Annotated in this window: 18 protein-coding genes; 3 read left to right on the top strand and 15 right to left on the bottom strand. The window is 49.6% G+C overall.

Annotated features, from left to right (window positions below):
• Positions 1-74: 74 nt before the first annotated feature.
• The 5 genes from E6C60_RS01620 to E6C60_RS01600 form a co-directional block, all read right to left on the bottom strand.
• Positions 75-953, bottom strand: coding sequence for a carbohydrate ABC transporter permease (locus E6C60_RS01620; protein ID WP_138224161.1), 879 nt, complete (start codon positions 951-953; stop codon positions 75-77).
• A gap of 18 nt (positions 954-971) precedes the next feature.
• Complete coding sequence (locus E6C60_RS01615) at positions 972-1,943, bottom strand: ABC transporter permease (protein ID WP_138224159.1); 972 nt, start codon at positions 1,941-1,943, stop codon at positions 972-974.
• 224 nt (positions 1,944-2,167) lie between these two features.
• Positions 2,168-5,578 (bottom strand): endo-1,4-beta-xylanase, encoded by a 3,411-nt coding sequence (locus E6C60_RS01610; RefSeq protein WP_138224158.1) that lies wholly within the window; start codon positions 5,576-5,578, stop codon positions 2,168-2,170.
• Positions 5,579-5,790: 212 nt separating this feature from the next.
• The gene (locus tag E6C60_RS01605) at positions 5,791-6,285 is read right to left on the bottom strand and encodes a helix-turn-helix domain-containing protein (protein WP_138224157.1); all 495 of its coding nucleotides are present in this window, start codon (positions 6,283-6,285) and stop codon (positions 5,791-5,793) included.
• A 92-nt stretch (positions 6,286-6,377) separates the two neighbouring features.
• A complete protein-coding gene (locus E6C60_RS01600; RefSeq protein WP_138224156.1) occupies positions 6,378-7,493 on the bottom strand; it encodes a response regulator in 1,116 nt (371 codons plus the stop codon).
• Positions 7,494-7,699: 206 nt separating this feature from the next.
• On the opposite strand from E6C60_RS01600, the gene E6C60_RS01595 reads away from it, so the two are divergent.
• On the top strand, positions 7,700-9,370 hold the full coding sequence (locus E6C60_RS01595) for a DUF11 domain-containing protein (RefSeq protein ID WP_138224155.1): 1,671 nt from the start codon (positions 7,700-7,702) through the stop codon (positions 9,368-9,370).
• 58 nt (positions 9,371-9,428) lie between these two features.
• Here the strand turns inward: E6C60_RS01595 and E6C60_RS01590 are convergent, their stop codons facing one another.
• Positions 9,429-9,920 carry a fasciclin domain-containing protein gene (locus tag E6C60_RS01590; RefSeq protein ID WP_138224154.1) on the bottom strand — a complete coding sequence of 164 codons (492 nt, stop codon included), beginning with the start codon at positions 9,918-9,920 and terminating at the stop codon, positions 9,429-9,431.
• Positions 9,921-10,128: 208 nt separating this feature from the next.
• Positions 10,129-11,556 carry an FAD-dependent oxidoreductase gene (locus tag E6C60_RS01585; protein WP_138224153.1) on the bottom strand — a complete coding sequence of 476 codons (1,428 nt, stop codon included), beginning with the start codon at positions 11,554-11,556 and terminating at the stop codon, positions 10,129-10,131.
• A gap of 206 nt (positions 11,557-11,762) precedes the next feature.
• Here E6C60_RS01585 and E6C60_RS01580 point away from each other — a divergent pair, with 206 nt between their 5' ends.
• Positions 11,763-12,239 carry a MarR family winged helix-turn-helix transcriptional regulator gene (locus tag E6C60_RS01580; RefSeq protein WP_138224152.1) on the top strand — a complete coding sequence of 159 codons (477 nt, stop codon included), beginning with the start codon at positions 11,763-11,765 and terminating at the stop codon, positions 12,237-12,239.
• A 79-nt stretch (positions 12,240-12,318) separates the two neighbouring features.
• On the opposite strand, the gene E6C60_RS01575 is transcribed toward E6C60_RS01580, so the two are convergent.
• From E6C60_RS01575 to E6C60_RS01540, 8 genes are all read right to left on the bottom strand, one after another.
• Positions 12,319-12,531, bottom strand: coding sequence for a hypothetical protein (locus E6C60_RS01575; RefSeq protein WP_138224151.1), 213 nt, complete (start codon positions 12,529-12,531; stop codon positions 12,319-12,321).
• 234 nt (positions 12,532-12,765) lie between these two features.
• Positions 12,766-13,644, bottom strand: coding sequence for an EamA family transporter RarD (gene rarD / locus E6C60_RS01570; RefSeq protein ID WP_138224150.1), 879 nt, complete (start codon positions 13,642-13,644; stop codon positions 12,766-12,768).
• 101 nt (positions 13,645-13,745) lie between these two features.
• Positions 13,746-13,988, bottom strand: coding sequence for a helix-turn-helix domain-containing protein (locus E6C60_RS01565; protein ID WP_175415138.1), 243 nt, complete (start codon positions 13,986-13,988; stop codon positions 13,746-13,748).
• A gap of 29 nt (positions 13,989-14,017) precedes the next feature.
• Positions 14,018-14,506, bottom strand: coding sequence for a hypothetical protein (locus E6C60_RS01560; protein WP_138224148.1), 489 nt, complete (start codon positions 14,504-14,506; stop codon positions 14,018-14,020).
• Between the two features lie 232 nt (positions 14,507-14,738).
• Positions 14,739-15,479 (bottom strand): hypothetical protein, encoded by a 741-nt coding sequence (locus tag E6C60_RS01555; RefSeq protein WP_138224147.1) that lies wholly within the window; start codon positions 15,477-15,479, stop codon positions 14,739-14,741.
• Positions 15,480-15,841: 362 nt separating this feature from the next.
• Positions 15,842-18,847: an amidase family protein gene (locus E6C60_RS01550; RefSeq protein WP_138224146.1), complete on the bottom strand. Its 3,006-nt coding sequence runs from the start codon at positions 18,845-18,847 to the stop codon at positions 15,842-15,844.
• Positions 18,848-19,665: 818 nt separating this feature from the next.
• Complete coding sequence (locus E6C60_RS01545; RefSeq protein WP_138224145.1) at positions 19,666-20,091, bottom strand: hypothetical protein; 426 nt, start codon at positions 20,089-20,091, stop codon at positions 19,666-19,668.
• Between the two features lie 14 nt (positions 20,092-20,105).
• A complete protein-coding gene (locus E6C60_RS01540; RefSeq protein WP_138224144.1) occupies positions 20,106-20,330 on the bottom strand; it encodes a hypothetical protein in 225 nt (74 codons plus the stop codon).
• Between the two features lie 773 nt (positions 20,331-21,103).
• Between E6C60_RS01540 and E6C60_RS21240 the strand changes: the two genes are divergently transcribed.
• Positions 21,104-21,514 (top strand): HNH endonuclease, encoded by a 411-nt coding sequence (locus tag E6C60_RS21240; RefSeq protein WP_138224142.1) that lies wholly within the window; start codon positions 21,104-21,106, stop codon positions 21,512-21,514.
• The last annotated feature ends 70 nt before the right edge of the window (positions 21,515-21,584 follow it).

Here is a 21,584-nt window from a genome sequence, read left to right as displayed (position 1 = left end):
GTACAGGATGTTGTGCAAATGAGACTCTGTAATCCGGTCCCTCACCTCCAATCCGGCGATTGTTATAAGCATGACTATTCTTTGACCGCCCCGAGCACGATCCCTTTTACGAAAAACCGCTGCAGAAACGGATACACCAGCAGGATCGGTGCCATGCCGATAAAGATCTGGGCCGCCTTCACCGTTCTCTGCGAAATGTTCTCCAGATCCTCCGGACGGACAGACACTTTACTGAAATCCTGTTGTACAATGACGGTCTGCAAATAAGAGGCTAGCGGATATTTCTCGTAATCCGTCATAAACAACAGGCCGTCAAACCATGAATTCCAGTGCCCGACCAGGGTAAACAGAGAAAGCGTGGCCAGGGCAGGCGTTGAAATGGGCAGGTACACACTGATCAGTGTCCGGAGGTGCCCTGCGCCGTCAATTAACGAGGCCTCTTCCATCTCTTTAGGGATTCCCCGAAAGAAATTCAGCAGCAGGATCATGTTCCAGACCGAGACCGCACCCGGCAGGATCAGCACCCACATCGTGTTGAGGAGCTCCAGATTTCGGATCAGGATGTAAAAAGGCACTAAGCCTCCGCTGAACAGCATGGTGAATACAAAATACCAGATGTAGATGTTTCTTCGTTTAAAGCTGCTGTTCTCCTTGGATAAAGGGTACGCTGCAAAAATGACGATGAGCATCCCTATCACAGTACCGAGAACGGTACGCTGAACCGTGACCCAGATCGATCTTAGAAAGTTTTCATTCGCCATGGTCTTTACATAGGCATCCCAGGTGAAGTCTACCGGCCACAGCTTGACCAGGTTCGCACTCGCTGCCGCCTTGCCGCTGAAGGAAACCGCCAGAATATGAACCAAGGGAATGATACATATAAGTGAAATGACAATCATGAAGACGATGTTAAACACATTGAACGTTTGATAAGCCTTGGATTTATGATACACGTCTTGATGGCCCCCTCTCTAAAAAATGCGGTAATTCGCTAGTTTATAGGCCATACGGTAAGCGGCTACAATCAGAACAAAGCTGACAATGGATTTGAACAGACCGACCGCCGTGGAGAAGCTGAATTTCCCTCCGATAATGCCGTAGCGATAAACAAAGGTGTCGATAATATCTCCTTTGTCGAAGACGAGGGCATTGTACAGATTGAAAATCTGATCAAAGCCTCCATTCAGAATGTTACCTAGAGCCAGAGTTCCTACCACAATGGTAATCGGCAGCATGGAAGGAATCGTGATCGACCAGGTCTGCTGCCATCTCCCCGCTCCGTCCACCTCTGCCGCCTCATACAGCGCAGGGTTGACGCCAGCCAATGCTGCAAGGAACACGATGGTGTTGAAGCCGAATTCCTTCCAGACATCACTGACTACGACGACAAAGCGGAACCAGTCTCCGTCTCCCAGGAAGAAGATTGGCTTTATGCCGAACACAGCTGTCAGTGTCTGGTTGACAAGGCCGCCATTCTGCGCGAGCAAATCAATCAGGATTCCGCCGACCAGCACCCAGGACAGGAAGTGCGGCATGTACACGATCGTCTGCACTACTTTCTTGAACATCGCTCTGCGAATTTCATTCAAGAGGAGCGCAAAGATGAAGGGAACGACCAGGTTGGCTACCATCTTCAGTCCGGCGATAATGACTGTGTTCCAAATGACCTGAACGTTCTCCGGGATACTGAACAGAAATTCAAAGTGCTCCAGTCCGACCCACTCTGATCCCGTCATGCCCAGTGCCGGCTTGAAATTTTGAAATGCCATCACTAAACCGGCCATCGGAATATATGAGAAGATAAACGTCAGAATGAGTGCGGGCAAAAGCATCATATCGAGCACAATGTTCTTTCTCCATTTCGAGCCTTTCCGGGTTGAAGCAGCCACTGCCGTGCTCTTCCCGGTTGCGTCTTGCTTGTGTACTACCTCCGTTTGTTTCATAAGCATGCTTCCCTTCTGGGCCCACCGTAGTGAACCGTTCTTCTACATTTATCTTATCGTCCATGGAGTTTCAGATACACGATAAATTGACAGCATTCATAACAAATTGTTGATATCCTCGCGGTCGGTAACAACACGGCAGCGACAAAAGAACGCCCCTGCGCGGCTGAACCTGTCACAATCCCAGGTCCAATCACACAGGGGCGCTGTACTTGTCACCAATGCTAGTCTAGCTGCTCCAGCAGCGCTTTAATCTCCGGATCCAGAGAAAGCATACGGTAGATCACGGTCATGGCTTCGGCGCGTGAAGCCTCCGCCTTGGGTGCAAATCTGTCATTTCCCTTTCCTGTTATAATGCCGGATTTTGCCGCTTGAGTGATGGCCTCGGAGGCATAGGTGTTCTGCAGGTCTTGAAAGACACCATGCTCTGAGACGCTCGAAAGGCTCGGCAGATCAATCATTCGGGATAAAATAACAATCATTTCCTCCCGGGTGATGGATTGATTCGGTCTGAAGCTGCCGTCCTTATAGCCATGAATAATTCCGGCTGCCGCGAAATCGGCAATGGAAGCCTGGGCCCAATGCTTGCTCGTATCCTTGAATGACACCTGCTGTGTCCCCGTGACGTCCAGAAGCTTGGACAATACCGCCACGAACTCCGCACGGGTTACCGCTTTGTCCGGCTTGACGGTACCGTCAGGATAGCCCTGAATAACGTCTAGCTGGACCCATTTCTTGATCGTCTTGGCGGCCCAGTGATCCGTGATGTCCTGGAACGTTACCCGCGTTGGCGAGCCTGTAACACGTGTAACAAGAGCGTCAATCTTGGCAGCCGCATTCTTCACCACACCGCTCTTGAAGACAGACGGCACGGACGGTGCCGGCGTTGGCGCCGGTGTTGGTGCTGGCGCTGGTGCCGGTGCTGGTGCCGGTGCTGGTGTTGGCGCTGGTGCTGGCGTTGGTGCTGGCGCTGGCGCTGGCGTTGGCACTGGTGCCGGAGTTGGCACTGGCGCCGCAAACGTCAGAATGCCAAATTGCGACGTATTTTGCCACGAGTCATTTGTTGGATCGTTCCATTTGCTTGAAGCCCGCACTCCCTCGCCCTGATCATCATTGATCTGAAGATCAAATCCGATCGACTGCCCTGCTTGTGGAGATACGGCACCCAGCTTGATTTTCACTTCCATATCATAGCCGTCGTCTGTTGTAACTACCGCACTTTCCAATCGGTCTGCAGAAGCACCGCCAGTAAAGGAAAGCTCATTCCGAATATTGATGCGGTATTGACTGTCATCGCCTTGATAGTACGACGTTCTCTGATGGTTCTCATCCAGAAAAATCTCTACAGAATCCTGGAACCACGGCTCCGGCGCATCTGCACGCAGCAGCGGGTCTTTGACCTTCAAGAAGATCAGCAGGCTGTCCTCTTTCCACATCGTCCAAGCCTCTGCGGTTGCACTCTTTGGCGCGGTCGTCTTTTGAACGAGTATAGGCTCTGCCTGATCCCAGGCACCTTCTTTTACGCCATCAATGACAGCCGATCCATGAACAGCTTCTACAGATTTGGGCATGGCGGCCAATCGAATCAGGCCATAGTTCCGGGTGTCATCATCCTGCTGCAGCGTTCGATCATTCCAGTAAATCGGGGCAGCTGTAGAGCCGCTTCCGTCTGTAACGACAACGTCAAAGCCGATCAGACTGCCGGCCTGAGGCTCTATCGTGGACCACGGAATGGCTGCTTCTACGCTATAGCCGGCAGCACCTGGTCTAACCACTGTCGTGATTCCTTCTGGTCCCGGGTGAGAACGCGGAATCACTACCTTCCGGACACCCGGCCCCAATGATCCGGACTCGTCGTTCGCCTCATTGAAATACAGCTCCACCTTATCCCCGGAATTCACGGTGCTGTCCTGGACATCCACCTTAATATGAAGGTGATCTTCATCCCACAGAATCTGATGCGAAGCACGCAACGCATCCTGTTCAGACAGCTGCGACCTCACAGCCTTTTTCCATAGTGGATCTTCTTGAGCTGTCTGCTCTGGCGATCCGGAAAGTCCAGCAGATACCTGCCGAATGACCGGCAAACTTGAAGGGTCGGCAAGACCCCAATAGGCATCCTTGGCTTTTAGATTTTTGTCGAACAGCAAGGCATGACGGTTATAGCTTTTCTCATCCTGAAGTCCCCAGATAGTAACAGAGGAAATATGTTCACTGTATTTCTTGTAAACCTCCATCAGCTCCAAATACCGATACCCCTGCCGGGCTTCCACATCTGCCGGCAACGGCGTATCGACGCTCACTCCGGAATCGACATCCAGCTCGGTAATTTGAATATCCAGGCCCAGCTCGGAATATTGCTTGATCGTTTTCTCAACCTCTTCGATAGAAGGAGAATACAGCAAATGGTGAGATTGCAGACCGACCCCGTCAATCAGATCCTTTTCCTTTAGTGTTTTTAACAGCTCATAGATGTGCGCTCTCTTGGACGGAACCTCTGTGTAATAGTCGTTGTAGTACAGCTTGGCATCCGGATCCGCTTTGCGCGCGAACTCAAACGCTTTTTCAATATAATCAGGTCCGATTTGTGTATACCAAGGTGTTATCCGCAGACCATTCTCATCCCCGCCGTTGTCGGCTATCACTTCATTCGCGACGTCCCACGCATCAATCTTGCCCTTGTAGCGCTGCATGACGGTCGTAATATACTCATCGAGTCGCTGCAGCAGCAGCTCCCGGCTTGCCGGCTCGCCATCCGGACCTGTAAACATCCACTCCGCTGCATCAATATGCCACAGCAATGCATGTCCCCGAATGTCCATGTTATTCTCTTCTGCAAATTGTACATAGCGATCCGCTACTTCAAAGTTATATTTCCCCTCTCCCAAAGAGATGAATTTAGGCTTCATCTCATAGGTAGCCGTGATGCTGTTAAAATGCTTTTTCAACAGCTCTGCATAGGAGCCCTCCAGCTGCCAGGTGTACACCGCCGCTCCCATCTTGAAATCATTAGCATACACCTCATGAAGAGACGGGAGATCCTGAATCTCTAAAGGGGCAGCAGGCTCGATGACAGCTTCGTCCACATAAAAAGCCAATGTATCCACGGGCTCTGGCGTGCGGTATGGCGTTTCGACATAAAGAGACAGCTCCGAAGGAGCATTGCTGTATCGGTAGCTTCCCTCCAGCAGGTGCCACTTCTCCCACTCCTCCTTCGTGATGGTTACCTGATCTGGAACCACATAGTTATCACTTTCCGACTTGTTAAATACCGTTAGCTGCAGGGTCTGGTTTGCCTGCGGCTCCTCCTTCAGGCGGACATATACCGAAATCTGATAATCCTGATTGGGAAGCAGGCGATCCTTCAGATCCAGCATAGGACCATGATAGGTTTTTTGCCGGCCCTCCACGAGCATACTGTGCTGACCGCTGTAGTACACGTCATTCGTGACGCTTAAGCTCTCATTCTCACCTCTTTTCACCCAGCCCTGGAGCGTGCCATCCTCAAAATCCGTACTGATCCTTTCTACAGCGCTGTCCGCATCCGCCTGACTCATCAAGCCCTGGGGTGACAGCATCGTCATGATCATCAAGATGGTAAGCATCATCGCAATGCTTGCTTTGCCTTTGTTCATGGGAATCCTCCTTATGAATGTATATCGATAGCTTAATCTTGATTATATCCAGCGCTGCTTCGGCTCTATATAACAAATACGTGATTCATATAACAAATCAGTGCTGCAAAAAAACAGATTGAGCGGGCATCAGAAAAAGTCGTCATCTGTGAACGATAACGACTCTCTGAGCTTGCTTTTGTGTATAGACCTTTAGCACTTACTCGCCAAGCTTATGACTCAACGCCTTCCGTCTTCTTGGCAGCTGCTTCATCCAGGACCTGGTCCAGGAGGAGGGCCAGGCGGCCATCATGGTCTCTTTGCAGCGCCTCAGCCACTCGCCCCAGCCGAATTTCGTGCTCCCGCTCCCGCTCCAGCTGAAGCTTCTTGTCACGGTAGGGTGCGATATCTTCTTCTTCTTCTGCTCCTTCACCTTCAAGCTGGGCAATCTTCTGATCCAGCAGCAGCATGTGCAGCTGAACTTTCGCCAGCGGCGTCAACGGGCTGGCAAAATGGCCGGTGTCCACCAGCACTTCTTCCCCGACGCCAAAATAAGCGGCGAGCGCCTGCAGCCGTTCCTGGGGAATGGGCCTGCGCTTTTTGATCCAATCTGAGAATTGCTGAGGGGTAATGTTCAGCTGACGGCCAATACCGGAATACGACTGCTCATTAAGCATGACCATATATTCCAGCACCGTCTTGACCGTGGTGGATTGAGATCTTTTCATTACGATAGCACCTACGACATAATTTATGTCATTATCATAACAACAGACATAATTTATGTCAAGGAGGACGAAAACAACCTTTCCAATTTATGTTACCGCAAGTCGCTGTACAGCCTCCGCAAACCTTGGGGCGGCTCCTCCCCCAGCTCCTCTCGGAAGCTGCGTTTTATTTTTTCATAATGGGCTATAAAAGAAGTCCGTTGCTGTAATCCGTCATAGGCTCTGAGCAGCAGCTCATGCCCTTCTTCATCCAGAGGGGCCTCCTCCAGCAGAGGCAGAAGAAGCTCTGCCGCCTCATGATATCGGTGCTGCCCGGTCTGCCAGGCTGCCAGCTTCCTGGACAAGGCTCTGTAGCAGCGGGACATGCGCTCCCGCTCACCTTCGCACCAGGGATAATCCCTGCCTGCAAAAAGCGGCCCTTTATACAGCTTCACCGCCTCTGTTAAAGCCTTGACGTTCTCCCTGTTTACTTGGGGTGCTTGTCCTGCCTCCTCCAGTGCAATGTAATCGCAAGGGTCGTCACACTCCAGCCGGTAAAATCCGCGCTGTGAGGAAATACGGACAGCCAGCCCGTGGTCCTTGAGGCTCTTCTTCATCCGGTAGACGGCCATATGCAGATTATGATTGACCTTCTCTGTCGACACGATGTCCGGCCATAGCAAATCGCCCAGCGTCCACTTGGACACGTCCGTGTTCCGGTGTACAAGCAAGTAGGCGAACAGCTCTTCCGCCTTCGCTGTCGGAAACCGGACCGGCTCGGGCTGTCCCGCCTTGTGCAGCTCCAGGCCGCCAAGACATGCAATTGAGGCCCCTTCCTGATCTTCCACCACCGCCGGTCTTGATCCAAGCTTCCGCCTGATTACCCGGTCCACACTGCCCTGCAGCAGCACAGGATCGACCGGCTTCAGCAGGTAATCCACCGCCTGTACGCGAAACGCCTCCAGCGCATACTGGTGGTAAGCGCTCACAAAGATAACCTCTATCTCCTCCTGCATATCCAATAGCGCAGCTGCCAGCTCCAGACCGTTCATCCCTGGCATTTCGATATCCAGAAGCACCAGATGAGGCCGGCATTCCTGCAGCTGCTGCAGCAGCTCTGCAGGATTGGTGAACGCACCGGTAAGCTCTACCCCCTTCATAGACCGGATGAGTCCGCTCAGTACGTTCAGAGCCGGCCTTTCATCATCCAGCAGGGCAACTCTCAGCATAAGGCATCTCCTCCTTCATCGATCCGTATCTCTGCCAGCACCTGGCCGCATATTCTTTTCTTATTATTATAGCATCTGGATGGAGAGCGGGATGCCTATCGCTGCCAGCATCCGCAGCATTTCCACGCCTGTATGCTGGCAAACATCCACTCCTCCATGAGATAAGCATCATAAGCTGGAGTATACAAGAAGGGGTGTGGTAAACATTGGCCGTCATTAATCGTTTTGACACGACCATCAATGGTGCTATTACCTTTACGGGGAATACGATCGGGCTCAGTAAGCAGCTAAATACGAACAATCAAGGAGATCAGGATGCAATCGGGGCTATGGCCACGCCGAATCCACTGAGCCAGGTCAATGATTTCCCTCCAGGTACAACGCTTAACTTTCAAGAAAATGCAGCCAGCGCCGTGCTGCAGCTGCCCGCACAGAGTACCGTGCTGTATGCGGAATTAATCTGGTCCGGCAGCTATAATGTTGCAGGACAAGATCTTTCCGCTTTTATTAACGATAATGTCTCGTTCACAACACCGGCCGGCAGCTTTTCGATTCCTTTCGATCCTGCTACAGCCGCTACTATATTTAACGTATTGTATGTGCGCTCGGCGGACGTCACCGCCCTTGTCCAAGCAGCAGGCGCGGGGACTTATACGGTAGGGGACATTGTGGCTACGACCTCTGCCATCAACAATACGACCAACTCCGGCGGCTGGACCCTGATGGTTGCCTATCAGAATCCGACGCTGCCGATTCGTAACATGTCTATTTTTGTAGCCAGTGAGTTCGTCAGTACCGGCTCCGGAAGTACACCCTTTAATATTTCGGGCTTCTTTACACCGACTACCGGTCCCGTTAATGGCAGGCTGCAGGTCAGCTCCCTGGAGGGAGATTCCAACCGCATTGGGGATCAGCTCTTGTTCGGGCCTACGGTAGGAACGCTGACACCGGTATCGGGTCCCAATAACCCGATTGATAATTTTTTTGCTTCCCAAATTAACGGCGATGATGGAACCCTCGACACCTCCGGCACCTTCGGCAATCTCAATCAGCCGCTGGGGATCAATGCCGATGGCCGCAGACAAGGCTATGACATTACGAACATTGACGTCTCCCCCCAGCTGGTTAACGCGCAGACGGATGCCGTCATTCAGGGCACGACCTCCGGGGATGCCTATGTCATTAACGGGGTCGGGCTGCAAATCGACGTCAACGCCCCCCGGTTTGAAGCACTTAAAAGCGCAGACGTCTCTGTAGTCAGTCCAGGCGATGTCATTACGTACACGGTGGAGATTACTAACACAGGCACCGCCGATGCCACCGTCGTGGTCATGTTCGACGCTTCACCAGAGTGTACCACGCTCGTTCCGAACAGTGTCACGGTTGACGGAGTGCCGCAGCCCGGCGCAACCCCGGCCAACTTGCCGCTGGGGAACATCATTCCGGGCCAGACCGTGATCGTGCAGTACCAGCTGGTGGTTTCTTGTGTCCCTCCATCTGGGCAGTATGTCAATGAGGCGCTGTTCGAGTTCCAGTTTCAAAGTGAGCCGGGCGGTCCCATCCTCACCGGGTTTGGTGCCTCCAATATACTCGTCATTCAGTCTCTGCAGCAATATTATGCCATTAACCTGGCTGCCATTGCCCTGGCTGAGCTCAGTCAGGCCCATATTATGAACTCCGAGGCCGAGAAGCTGCAGACCGTGCTCGGAACCGCCAGCCTTCCTGTGATCACGCCCTCCCTCGTTAATTTGAATCAGCTGATCCAGGTGAACTCTTCGGTTGAAGCCACTCTTGAAACCCTGAGTGCCCAGGAAATCGTTCTGCTGCAGCGATTTGAGCATATCTTAAGAGGCCTTTCGGTCACACCGGGCACTTAATCGCAAAAAAAACCATCCCGCAGGATGGTTTCATGTTAAGCCGGCTGTTACAGCCGGTTTATTTGTGCTTTGGCTGCGGCAGCAGCACCTGATCAATGACATGAATGACGCCATTGGAAGCCAGAATATCCGGTTTCACCACATTTGCATCATTCACCTTCACCGGATTCGTGGAGATCGTTACATCGCTGCCCTGCAGCGTTTTGACCTTCATTCCGTCTTTAAGATCGGTAGACAGAACCTTGCCCGGCACCACATGGTACAGCAAAATATCCTTCAAATCCTTGCGTGCCAGCAGCTCCTCTGCAGTGATGTCCAGCTGCTTCAGCAGAGCGGCAAACGCCTCATCGGTTGGCGCGAACACCGTGAACGGTCCGCTGCCCTTCAGCGTTTCCACCAGCCCGGCTTGCTCCAGCGCTTTGACAAGGATCGAGAACTGTCCGGCTGCGACCGCAGTATCCACGACGTCTTTTCGTTCTTCAGCATTCGCCATGCCCAGCGGCATCATCAGCAGACTCAGGGTCATCAGCAGCAGCAATGTTTTTTTCATTCCATATTTCCTCCTTCGGGGTATAGGTACCTATGTACCTTTCGTTACGTATAAATCATGACCCAAGGAGAGGAACATTATGTATTTCTTCCGTGCTTACTGTTATGAAAAAAAATCCAGGCTCCTGTCATCGAACAAAAAGCCTGGATGTACTTGCAGCCAAAGCCGCGTCAGCCCTCCAGTCACGGCATGGCTGACATGGACGGCATTAGCCGCAGCAGCCTGATTCAGGTTTCGGCGCGGTACAGGCGTCCTCCGGGTCCGACGATGCGCGGGGAACGCTGCACACTCCTGTTTCCGGCAGCACCAGCTCAACCTTTTGCGCAGCTTCCAGATCGCCGGCCAGATAAGCTGCAATGGATCTTACCTGCTCATAGCCGGTCGCCATCAGGAAGGTTGGCGCCCGGCCATAGCTCTTCATGCCTGCCGTATAGAAGTAGGGATCGCCATGGCGCAGCTCACGCTCCCCGTGAGGCCGTACCGTGCCACAGCTATGCTCATTGGGATCAATCAGGGGCGCCAGCGCCTCGACGCTTTCGGTCGCCGGATCAATGTTGAGCCGAATTTCACTCAGGAAGGAATAGTCTGGCCGGCTGCCCGTATTCACGATGATTTCATCCAGCCTGTCGATGACCATCGTGCCGTCTGCTCCCGTACCGAGCAGCTGCAGCTTCCCTCCCTGGCCACTCACCTGCTCTACTCGAAAAGGTGTCACTGCCGTGATCTGACCTGCATCCATCAGCTGATGAATCCGGCTTCCCAAGGCGCCCCGCGCCTCCAGCTGGTCATCGCCCTCCCCGCCGTAGGCTTCCTCCACGGTGCGTTTGCGCAGAATCCAGATCAGCTCGGTCGCAGGAACCTCGGCCTTCAGGGTGGCCAGATCGAGCAGGGTGTTGATCGCAGAGTGTCCGCTGCCGATCACGGCCACCCGCTTGCCGGCGTATCTCGATTTCTGTTCACCGGAAATGTCCGGAATGCCATAGGTCACTTGGTCTGCCCACGAGCGCTCCTCCCGAGTCCATACGCCATCAGCCTGGAGCGGATTCGGCTGACCCCAAGTTCCGGATGCATCAATAACCGCTCTTGCCTCTACGCGGGAAGTGACACCGTCCTGCTCGACATACAGCACGAAGGGAAATGCTTCGCGGCCGGCAGACTTCATCTTGTCAGTGGCTCTTCTGGACAGGGAGACCACCTTCGTATTCAGCCGGATATGCGGCTTCAGCGGCGGCACCTGGGCCAAGGGCTCCAGATACTGCTCTACCAGCTCCCGTCCCAGCGGCAGCTCATCAGACTTCGGCGCCTCCCAGCCGTGCTGGCGCAGCAGACGGGCCGCGGCCTGATCCACGTTGTACTGCCAGGTCGAGAAGAGCTGGACATGTCCCCATTGACGGATATGATGTCCTACCGCATCCCCCGCTTCAAACAGCACAAAAGACTGCCCTCTCTCCGCCAGCTGCGCAGCAGCCGCAAGTCCGATCGGGCCTGCCCCGATGATCGCTACAGGCAGGTGAGCGTGCTGCTGCACTGGCGCATCCGCTTGAACTACGGAGGCAGCTGGCATTGTTTCCGCACCCCCTGCTCCCTTCGGGGTACAGCACGAGGCTCCTGTTTCCTTGAACTCAATCGGTTTCATGTGTAACTCCTCCTTGTTTAGTTCATGTCTACTCTTCCACTGCTACCCATGCTACGCTAATTATTTGCATTATGCAAGTATTATCGTGTAAAATTCGTTACGGGTACAGCCGCAGACTTTCTTTCTGAGCACCTGCCTATCCCGTATAACACAGAGATTGTGGTATCCTAGAATCAAAGATCCCTGTAGATGGAGATGATAAATCTATGGAGCATGCCCGCGAGCTGTTTCAGATTATGACCCGCCGCTTTGGCTTTTTGAACAAGCATTGCTGCAGTGTGGGAGATACCGATATTACTCTGGTTCAGAGCCATATTTTATATGAGGTGGACCGGCAGCATAACCCTTCCATGCAGCAGGTTGCCGACACGCTGGGTACGGATATTACGACCTTCAGCAGACAAGCCCAGTCCCTGATCAAAATGAATCTCATCATCAAGCAGCAGGATCCTCGGGACCGCAGAGTGTATACTCTTGCGCTTACCCCTGAAGGGCAATCCATTGCTGCCGCTATTGACCATCAGATGAACGATTACCTGAGCGAGGTCTTTTCCTATATGAGCCCCTCTGATCAGGAACAGGTGCTGCACGCTGTAAGTCTGTTTAATGAAGCCATGGCCAAATCAGACCGCTGCTGCAGTCCCTTGTCCAGCGGAGGCTGCGGCGGCTCCAGATATAATTAAGTTAAAGCCACCTGGTGCTTCAATACGCCTGTTAATGAGTGGGAAAAGGCACCGTAATCATCACTCACCTCGGATTTTCTCAAAATATAGGAGCCGTCACTCCATCGATAATCGTTATTTCAGCAGCTCCCAGGAGATGGTCGCTCAAGAAGTGCGTCCATACTTCAATGCTCTGCCCGTCCTGCAGGTCCGAGATCGCCGCGATCTCTCTTACTCCATCCTCGGTTTTTTTGAACACCCGCGTCTCTTTCGTAAGAGCAAATCCCTTCGGGGCATCCAACACTTCATTCACAGCCTCCCCCTGAAAAGTCAAAGTGCCTTCGTATCGAATGAAGTCCAGTTGTTTGGAGGAAATCTACACCTCGCTGACGGTTCCCACGGACAGCCATTGTTTTTCATCAGGAACAGGGGTCATCAGTTTGAATTATATATTACTTGGGATGGAAGGATAAGAATAAAAAAAAGGACGGATCAAAATCCGTCCTTCCAGGCGGCTATCACAGCCTCTTCCCAATCCGTATGGCCGTCAGCTCACTTTAGCGAGTCTTGCACTGCGTACTGAGGCTGCCGCGTACACAATCAGGGCGGTCCAGATGAGCACAAAGCCAACAAGCACCAGCGGCGAGACGGCTTCCTTAAACACAAACACACTCAGCAGCAGCATGATCGTGGGTCCAATATATTGGACGAAACCGAGCGTAGACAGCGACATCCGGGCAGCCGCCCGGGCAAAGAACAACAGCGGCAGCGCCGTGACCACTCCGGAAAGCAGCAATCCGACAAACATGGCTGGAGACAGCGTCCATGCTGTTGCTTGTCCCGCAGCCGCTAGATACATCCAATAGATCAGGGCGATGGGCAGAATCACAGCCGTCTCCGACAATAAGCCGACCGAGGCCTCTTGCTTGATCTTCTTCTTCGCAAGGCCGTACAGACCAAACGAGAACGCCAGTGACATGGAAACCCATGGGAAGCGTCCGTAATCGACTGCGATGATGAGTACGGCAATACCGGCAATCGCAATGGCGAGCCATTGTCCGCGGTTCGGTTTTTCCTGGAGGAACACCACAGCCAGCACGACGTTCAGCAGCGGGTTCAAATAATAACCGAGACTGGTTTCCACAACATGACCATGGTTCACAGCCCATATAAAAATGAGCCAGTTTATCGCGATCAGCACCCCGCTTGCCGCAAGAGGCAGCAGAAGCGCACGGCTCGACATGATCACCTTGATGTCACCAAAACGGCGCTGGGCCGCGACCAGTATGCCGACGAAGACGAACGACCAGACCACCCGGTGAGACAGAATTTCCCCTGCTGGCACGTCGCCCAGCCACTTCCAATAAAGCGGGAGCACCCCCCACATGATATACGCTATGATTGCGTTAACTAACCCGTTATTCATTAAAGCGTTCCTCTTCTCTCTTCGATGTCTGAACGAATTATATGCCTAAATGACCATATAAGTAAAGACTTCAAGCTTTTCGTAGAAGGGAACCGCCGATGTCAGTCTTGCTCAATGTCTGTGGCTTTTTGCGGGCTTGGAGTGACTTCATACAAATCAGTCACATTGCAGCCGATGGAATCGGCAATAGCGATTGCCGCTTTAAGCGGCATGACTCGTTTGTTGTCGATATAATCATGCACCCGCTCCGGCTTCATGTGCAGGTCTTTGGCCAGCCAAGATACTGACTTTCCGGATTCCCGCAATCGTTCATGTAACAAACAGCGTCCCAGTTCAAACTTCAAGCTATACCCGCCTCCTTCAATGATAGAATTCATATGCTTTCCGCATTTAGCTTCATGACGATGATAAACGCTGCTCCAATCAGGGCGGACAGGATGAGAAACGGCTTTTTATTAAGCTTTTTTTGAGCCACCCAGGTTCCGTAGGAGCAGATAAGCGCCGTGCTTGTAAAAAACATGAGAAAGTAAACGCCCTCCGGCGAAAATACAAATTTAAAATTGCTCACGCTGAATGAGCCCATCATAAATGCAACCATGGTAATCGGAATGATCCCCACGCCTATAAACACTGCTGTTTGAAGCCAAAAATAATATCTGCGGATGGCCCTCAAGAGCACTACGCAAAGAAAAAAGATTGAAGTACCGACTGTAAAAAAAGTAACCAGCGTCCAGGTCATCAGCAGCTCCAGGTTTATAAAAAACCTGCCGCTCGTTACCCAGAGAGAAATGATATACGTTAGCATACCCGCTATATAACCGGTAATAGCGACCCAAATGTAAAAAAAATCCGCACGCTTCACCCTGCCACTCCCTTACTATTTCTCGATAGATAACATTTCAGGACCTGACCCCAGTTTTGCACACGACCTGTCCACTTGCAGGTGACATCGACCGTCACCCAATAGAAACCTGCCGCTAGTTACCCAAAGAGAAATGATATACGTCTTCCTGCAAAAACGTCATCACTGCATTCTCACGCACTCGTTTATTACTGCTTCATATAGTAAACATGGACGCACCTGATTGCCTGGCTTACTTCCATGCATGTGGCTTGGCTTTTTTCATAATCTCTTGGATATGCTCTCGCAAAATTGTCCAAAGACCTATGGTATGATTCTGGTTCGTGAATGAAATAATGATGGAACTGACTACACGTTGAGGTTGTATTTCTCCATTGCCCGGTGGCTTGCTGTTACCTCCCAGCCTTCTTTCCTCCCTAATGATGGCTTCACGTTCAGCGGCTGAACCAAATGCATATCCAGATGATTGAAGTGGATCAAAATTATAAACAAACTCATTTCCAAGAATGTATTCCTCTCCATGTAATGTACCAACAGCAAAGGTTTCATACCTAACCCCGTTGTAGAAAAACTCATTCTCGTGATGCACATGATAATTGAGCCCGACATAAAAATATCTGACGCCTTGATACAACCCTTTATCGATCTCGCTAAAATAGGGCTGAACCTCATGTATATCCTTCTCGGATATCTCTTTAATCTCTGAAATTTCAATGGATTTCACCGAGAGAATTCCTGTACGGCTGTTACGTTGTGCTTCACTTGGAAAATTCGTTAATCGTCGATCTGGAGAATAGCTGTTTACGTAGCTTTCCCAATCCTCGCTATTGATCGAGTGTACATATTTTTTTATCGACTTTGGTACAGTACTTATCAATGGATCTGCGCTTGAGGCATGAATATCAATTCTAATTCCTGTGAGGCCAACAAAAGTGACAACAACAGCGGCAAAAGTCATTACATATCGTTTCATACATTGAACCAAGTGTTTAACGCCCCCTCCTGAAAATTCCTTATTCTACTTAATAACAGATTTATGTAGCAAGAAGTAACGTTTTTTATTGAATGGTTTTGAAGTCATCGCAATGCCCGACTGAGTGAAGGTCGTTGGGGAAGGGCTCCATGAATGCACGATGTATCAAGAAATGAACAAAAACCCGCAAGCACGACACTCTGAAGGGAGTGGACGGCTTGCGGATTTTTGTCTGACAGAAAAATAAAGCGAATCTACAGGCTTTAAGCGTGGCGGCCTCATAGGACAAAGGATAAAGCCGGAGAATGCCGGTACATCGGCATTCTCCGGCTTTTTGCCGCAGGTGAAGACAGGGAGAAGATTTATTGCTCCAGATCTAGCACGATAGATATAATTTTGGCCGTTTCGCTGCGGAGAATGTTGCCCGTTGGCGCAAAGCGATTATTGGGCATGCCGCTCATGATGCCTAGCTTCTGTACGGTTTGAACCGCGTCAGCCGCATAGGCTGCAATATCGCTATGATCGGCAAAGCCGACGGCTTCTTGAGAACCTGATACTGTAATTCCTTTATAAGACAAATATCGATTAATCATAACGGCTGCGTTTTGACGGCTAATCATTTTACCAGGCGCAAACGTCCCATCCGCAAATCCGGCTACGATGCCAGCTTGCTCGGCCCATTTGACATAAGGCGCATAATAGGCGCTGCTGTTTACATCGGTAAATGACGTACTTCCGTCTTCATCGCTAACTTGATTCATTCGGCCAAGCAGGGTGACGAACATCCCTCTTGTCATAGCCTGGCTTGGCGAGAACTCGGTTACAGAGGTTCCCTTCACAACCCCGTCAGCAACAAGATCGCTAATATATTGCACAGCCCAGTGATTTGAAATATCTGTAAATGCCGCCAGCTCTGGCAATGGTGTCAGCGAAGGCGTCAGGCTGGACTGTACATGTCCGTTGGATTGAGCTGTGTATGCGTAGGCATATCCCATCAAATCTCCATCCGAATAGGCTTTGCCCTGCAATTGAAAGCCTATTGGCTGATCATGATCGTTGACCCCGGCAGGGAAAATAACAGTAGGTACGCCGGAAGCAGAGGACTGCGGATCAAGACGGCCAAAGCTTGGCTGAATGGAATCGTTGAGATGAATATCGCTCAGCTCTGTAGGGAAGAGGAGAACGTCAACGCCTTCTTCATCCATCCAGTTGTGCAGCAGCTCGCGGTAGTTGGCCCGGTAGTTCTCGAATGCCTGAAGTGCTTCCTCCGTCATTGCGCCTGCGCCTGTATAGGTTGAGGTTGGATTCATGATTTGGGTAGGGTCTGTATACGGATTGTCTGGATGAGCCTCAATCCATTGACTCCAGCCTTCATAACGGGTGTCGCCGGTAAAGTCGCGAGTTGGCGCTTTTGGTGGGGCGCTAATTTCTTTAATGGTTGCGCCTGCTTCAACAAAGTGAACAAATTGTGCGCGCATGGCGTCGCTTGTGCCACTTGTGCCAAACGGGTCATCAAAGGCTCCTGCCGGAACGCCTATTACCTTGCCTTCAAGCGCATCCTCACGCAGGAAGGATTGCCAATCCGTTGGACGATGTCCGTCGGATACATCATCATAAGGATCGTTCGGGTTGCCAATCGCGGTTGCTTCCAGCAGCAAGGCGAGATCGGGAAGGGAACGGGCAATCATCCCCGTGTAATCCTGAATAATGGTAAGCGGCATTGTGCCTGCCGTGCTTTGCATGCCATCGGTTCCACGCAGACTGAACAGGCTGGCAGCTCCCGAGGGTCCCCACAGCGAGTCGCCTGTTTGCGTGCCTAATGCTGCTGCCGCAAAGCTGGATGCCACAGCGACTGCCGATCCTCCGCTGGAGCCAATGGAGCTTCTTGAAGGATCAAATGCGTTCCAAACCGGTCCAAATGCGCTAAAGCTGAAGTGGCCGTCGCGGGCGAATTCGGCAAGATTTGCTTTGCCAAAAATAATAGCTCCTGCTTCACGAAGCTTTGCAACCTGCCATGCATCCTCAGGCGACTGATAATCTCGGAACAAATCTGAGCCGCCGGTTGTTGGCATGTTCTTCGTATCGATAATATCTTTAACCAAAATAGGAATGCCCAGCAATGGACGAGTATCTCCATTGGCGCGAGCGAGGTCGGCTTCTATTGCCTGCTGCATCGCATCCGGCGCAATCATAATGACCGAGTTAAGACCAAGCGGTCCCTCGTCATACGCAGCAATACGGTCGATGTAAGCCTTCGTAACTTGCTGTGCGTTCGTTTTGCCAGATTCCATATCAGCCAGCAATTCCGTAATGGTTTTACCAGTGACATCGTATAGTGAGGTTGTACTTACAATGGGTGTAGTGACGGGATTAGTTGCGGCGCCCGGCAGCGTTATATCTGTGTTGTCGCAATCTGCGTCGATGACACTGGCAGTGACCAGAGCGTCGAGATCATAGTTGCTGAGGCTGCATACTGCGCCTGTCGGTAAATCGCTGAAGTCAGGATGCTCGGACAGCTCTTCTGCAACAGTCTGCACCAGCTTGACCTGTGAACCGGCAGCAAGCTCGGCGGATACCTCGGATTGGCCTGTTACAACGAAATGGGCCAGTGAGCGAGTTTGCTGAGGCGGAAGCTCCAAAGAATAAATTAGTCCATAATGATTGGCTTCATCGCCTGTCCGTTCTAATGGGTTGGTGAAGGGATCGCGGAGGAAATTGCCTGTGCGATTCAAGCTCCCCACAAATCCGCCTGTGCCAATCGTTGTGGCTGAAGGTCCATTAAAGCTGGCCGATCCTTCACCGTCGGAGGGAGTATAGAAGGACACCCAGTGGTCGGTGTTGTCGATCGTTGCATCTCCACTTGATGTGGTAGAGATTGCGCTTTGGTTGGTTGACGTATTGTAGCCAAGTTGACCGCCAAAGGCGACCTCCACATAAATAGTTTTATTGGTTGTGTTTGTGAAGGTGTCGAAGAAACGCCCGGAGTTATTACTTTTATCCAGCTTGATTTCACGCTTTACGGCAACGCCGTCAATGGTAACGGCATTGGTGCTTGAGTATGTGTCTACGCCATCAAAGGTAAGTCCAAATCCGCGAAGCAGCACGCCATCCAGCAAATTGTCGGAGCCAATGACGTGCATGCGAATTCCGCCAAAGCCCATCAGCGCCCGGGAATCTGTGCTGCGTACACTGCCAGTGTCCAGGCCAGTTGGCGCCTTCGTGTAATTTACAACCCAGCTATCGTCAACAACAGACGCAGATGCCGCTTGTGCAGTCAAAGGCATTGAAATTGCGGAAATAGAAAGTGAAAGTGAGAGTGAGAGAGCTGCTGTCATATAAAGCTTGTTCTTAAAAAGAGTTTTTTTCAACTTCGCACCATCCTCTTGAGAGTATTTAAGTTCCTGATCACGGATTAATAGATATAGCGAGGTATTACGCGAAATTTATGTAATGTAATATTACACATAAGTTGAATTTTGCGTACTATCCCCCTTTAATTATTTGTTTAGTGTCAGATAACATGACTTAAAGGGGATTATAAAGTTAAATCACTCTAATTTCAATGACTATTTTAATTTAATCTAAGAAAATATATCACACGTATATGACATCATAATGTCGAACTTGATTGCGCCACTGAAGAACTTGACATTTTCAAGTGGTCGATAAAGTCAAACAAAAAAGAAGATGTCTGCACCCCTTTATTGGGTTATACATCTTCTATCTATAGGTTATTGTGTTGTACCTCCGTTGGGAATAAATATGGAAAAACATCTGCAAATCCTGTATTACTGCACGTCCTACCTTTTGCTGCGTGTAAATAACAGCCCATATGAAATACAGTAATGAATCAAACCAATCAAGGATGCCAAGGAAATAGAGATTAATCTCATCGTTTAAAATGAAACGCAATACAATATTGCGTTGATCACAATCAGAAAATAAAGGGAATTCATTATCAACTTACCTTGGCCAGAACATAGTGATACCCAAAATCGAGAGCACCACAGTAAAGGAAATCCATATTTTCACTATACTATTCAATCTAAACACCCCTTTAACTGGCATGTTCATCCCTCCAAATAACAGAACCCTTGTTTGCTTTTTTATCATTATATGCGAACATATATTCTTTTATTTAACAAAAAAAAGATCCTATCGAGTTAATCGACAGAGTCCTCTTTGTTTATTTTTGACTCAGTAAATATTCACAAAGTTTCACATACATGTTCTGCATTTGAAGAGATCTTAAAAGATATGACGGATTAACATCGGCCGGAGCAATCAATTCCATGAGAAATACGAATTCTTCATATGTTGGTGGAGATTCACTCAATAAGAAATCATCAGAAACAGAAAAGAATTTATTACGCTCCTTAATCTCCTCTATTTTTTCATTATGAAAAAGTTCCATCTTCTCATCATTGATCGTGGACAGTTCACCTAATCGGCGGTTGAATATGTACAATATGTCATTCAAAGATCGGGTTTGTCTTTCAGAAAAATCATGATCAAGTAGGAACATGAAATATGGATGTTCATCCGAGGCAACCATCGTTCTAATGAGCTTGATTTGATACTTCAAAAGCTCAAGTTGTTCATCTACACTCATTCCATTCCCACACCTTATAAATTAATTAAAATGCGATAAACGTAAAAATCAACTACCAGTTCAGTTTCCTCTAAGAAGTTCGCAATAGATAAACGGTTTTCCTTTACATAATCAGCATACTCTTTTTTACCCAAATATTCCAATAGCTCTTCCAGGAGTTCGCCACCATATTTAAGAGCATACGCAAAAACTGATTTCTTTACACCCATTGTCTCATCAGTTCCGTCATCAACCGTCATCAACCTGGCTTGGAATAATTACTTGAGACTCAGTTGGAACTACAGCTCTATCCACCGGGTTTTGAGTGGTTGCAAATGCGGAAATCGGAGTTAGTGCGAAGGAGAGAGCAAGTAAAGATGTTGACATTACTAGAACCATTTTCGGACTTGTTTCGGCTCAGATCGTACCCGTCGTTGTGGATTTATTAGTTGAATGAACTTTACCTAACCCTCAGAATCATACTCAAAATGTTCACGCATGAACAACAACTCGATCTAGCTAAGATTGATCGGTATACTCATCAGTTATTCAGTGGTCCGTACAGATCACCATCGTGTTCAAGCAAGAGGTAGATAGTGAATAAAGAACCATGAAAGCAGTGCACTATCATTAAGAGTGAACCGAATTACTGAAACAATGAATATAGAAGATAGCTAATTAACAAACCTATAATAAAAGCGACAGGGGATGTAACCCATTTTGGCCAACGCCCTCCTGGATTCGAATCCAGAATACCTGCGATACAAACCAAAATAAATACAATAATTTTAAATGGGGTATTGAAATACGGGTTAGCTATACCCGCAGCAAAAGCTATGATACGTAACACTATGTTCCAAAAGTAAGAGGGCTTAATAAACAATTCTCCAACCACCTTGTCTAGATAAATTTCACCATTCAACGAAAAATACGTTTTTAATTGAGGAGTAAATTATTTCACTTCAAATAACTTCCATGAAAGGTGATAGGAACTGATGTCTCATTAAAATAGTCATTATCGGTATTAAGGAGAATGCCAGAAATTTTCGAGAAAGAACCTTCCGATAACCAAGCGGAATCACTCCTCAAATTGTTGCCTTTTGAAAGCATACTAATGAAAGCACTAAACAATAAAGTAGATCGAGTTATAACTTCTAAATCCAAGTCCTATAGCAGAAATGACGCGGTAAGTGTTGTTACCAAATTAGTTGCGAATGGTATCTGCCAATTGTGCGACCAACCCGCTCCTTTTAGTGATTCTCATGGACATCCGTTCCTTGAATCTCATCACATAGTTTGGCGATCTAATAATGGACCTGACATTTTAGAAAACACGGCTGCACTTTGCCCAAATTGTCATCGAAAAATGCATGTTCTTGCTCTTAAAGGAAATGTGGACAAATTAAAGTTAAGAGCGACTAGAAATTATAGAGATTTAATTTAAAATTATCCATCTCTTCAGCACTTAAAAAGTCTTTAATTGCAGCTACTAGCTCACTCTGCCTCCAATTCAA

It is taken from the genome of Paenibacillus algicola (genome assembly GCF_005577435.1).
Lineage (GTDB): Bacteria > Bacillota > Bacilli > Paenibacillales > Paenibacillaceae > Paenibacillus_AQ > Paenibacillus_AQ algicola.
Note: the sequence above shows the minus strand (reverse complement) of the source record. Positions and strands in the feature narration are given on the sequence as shown.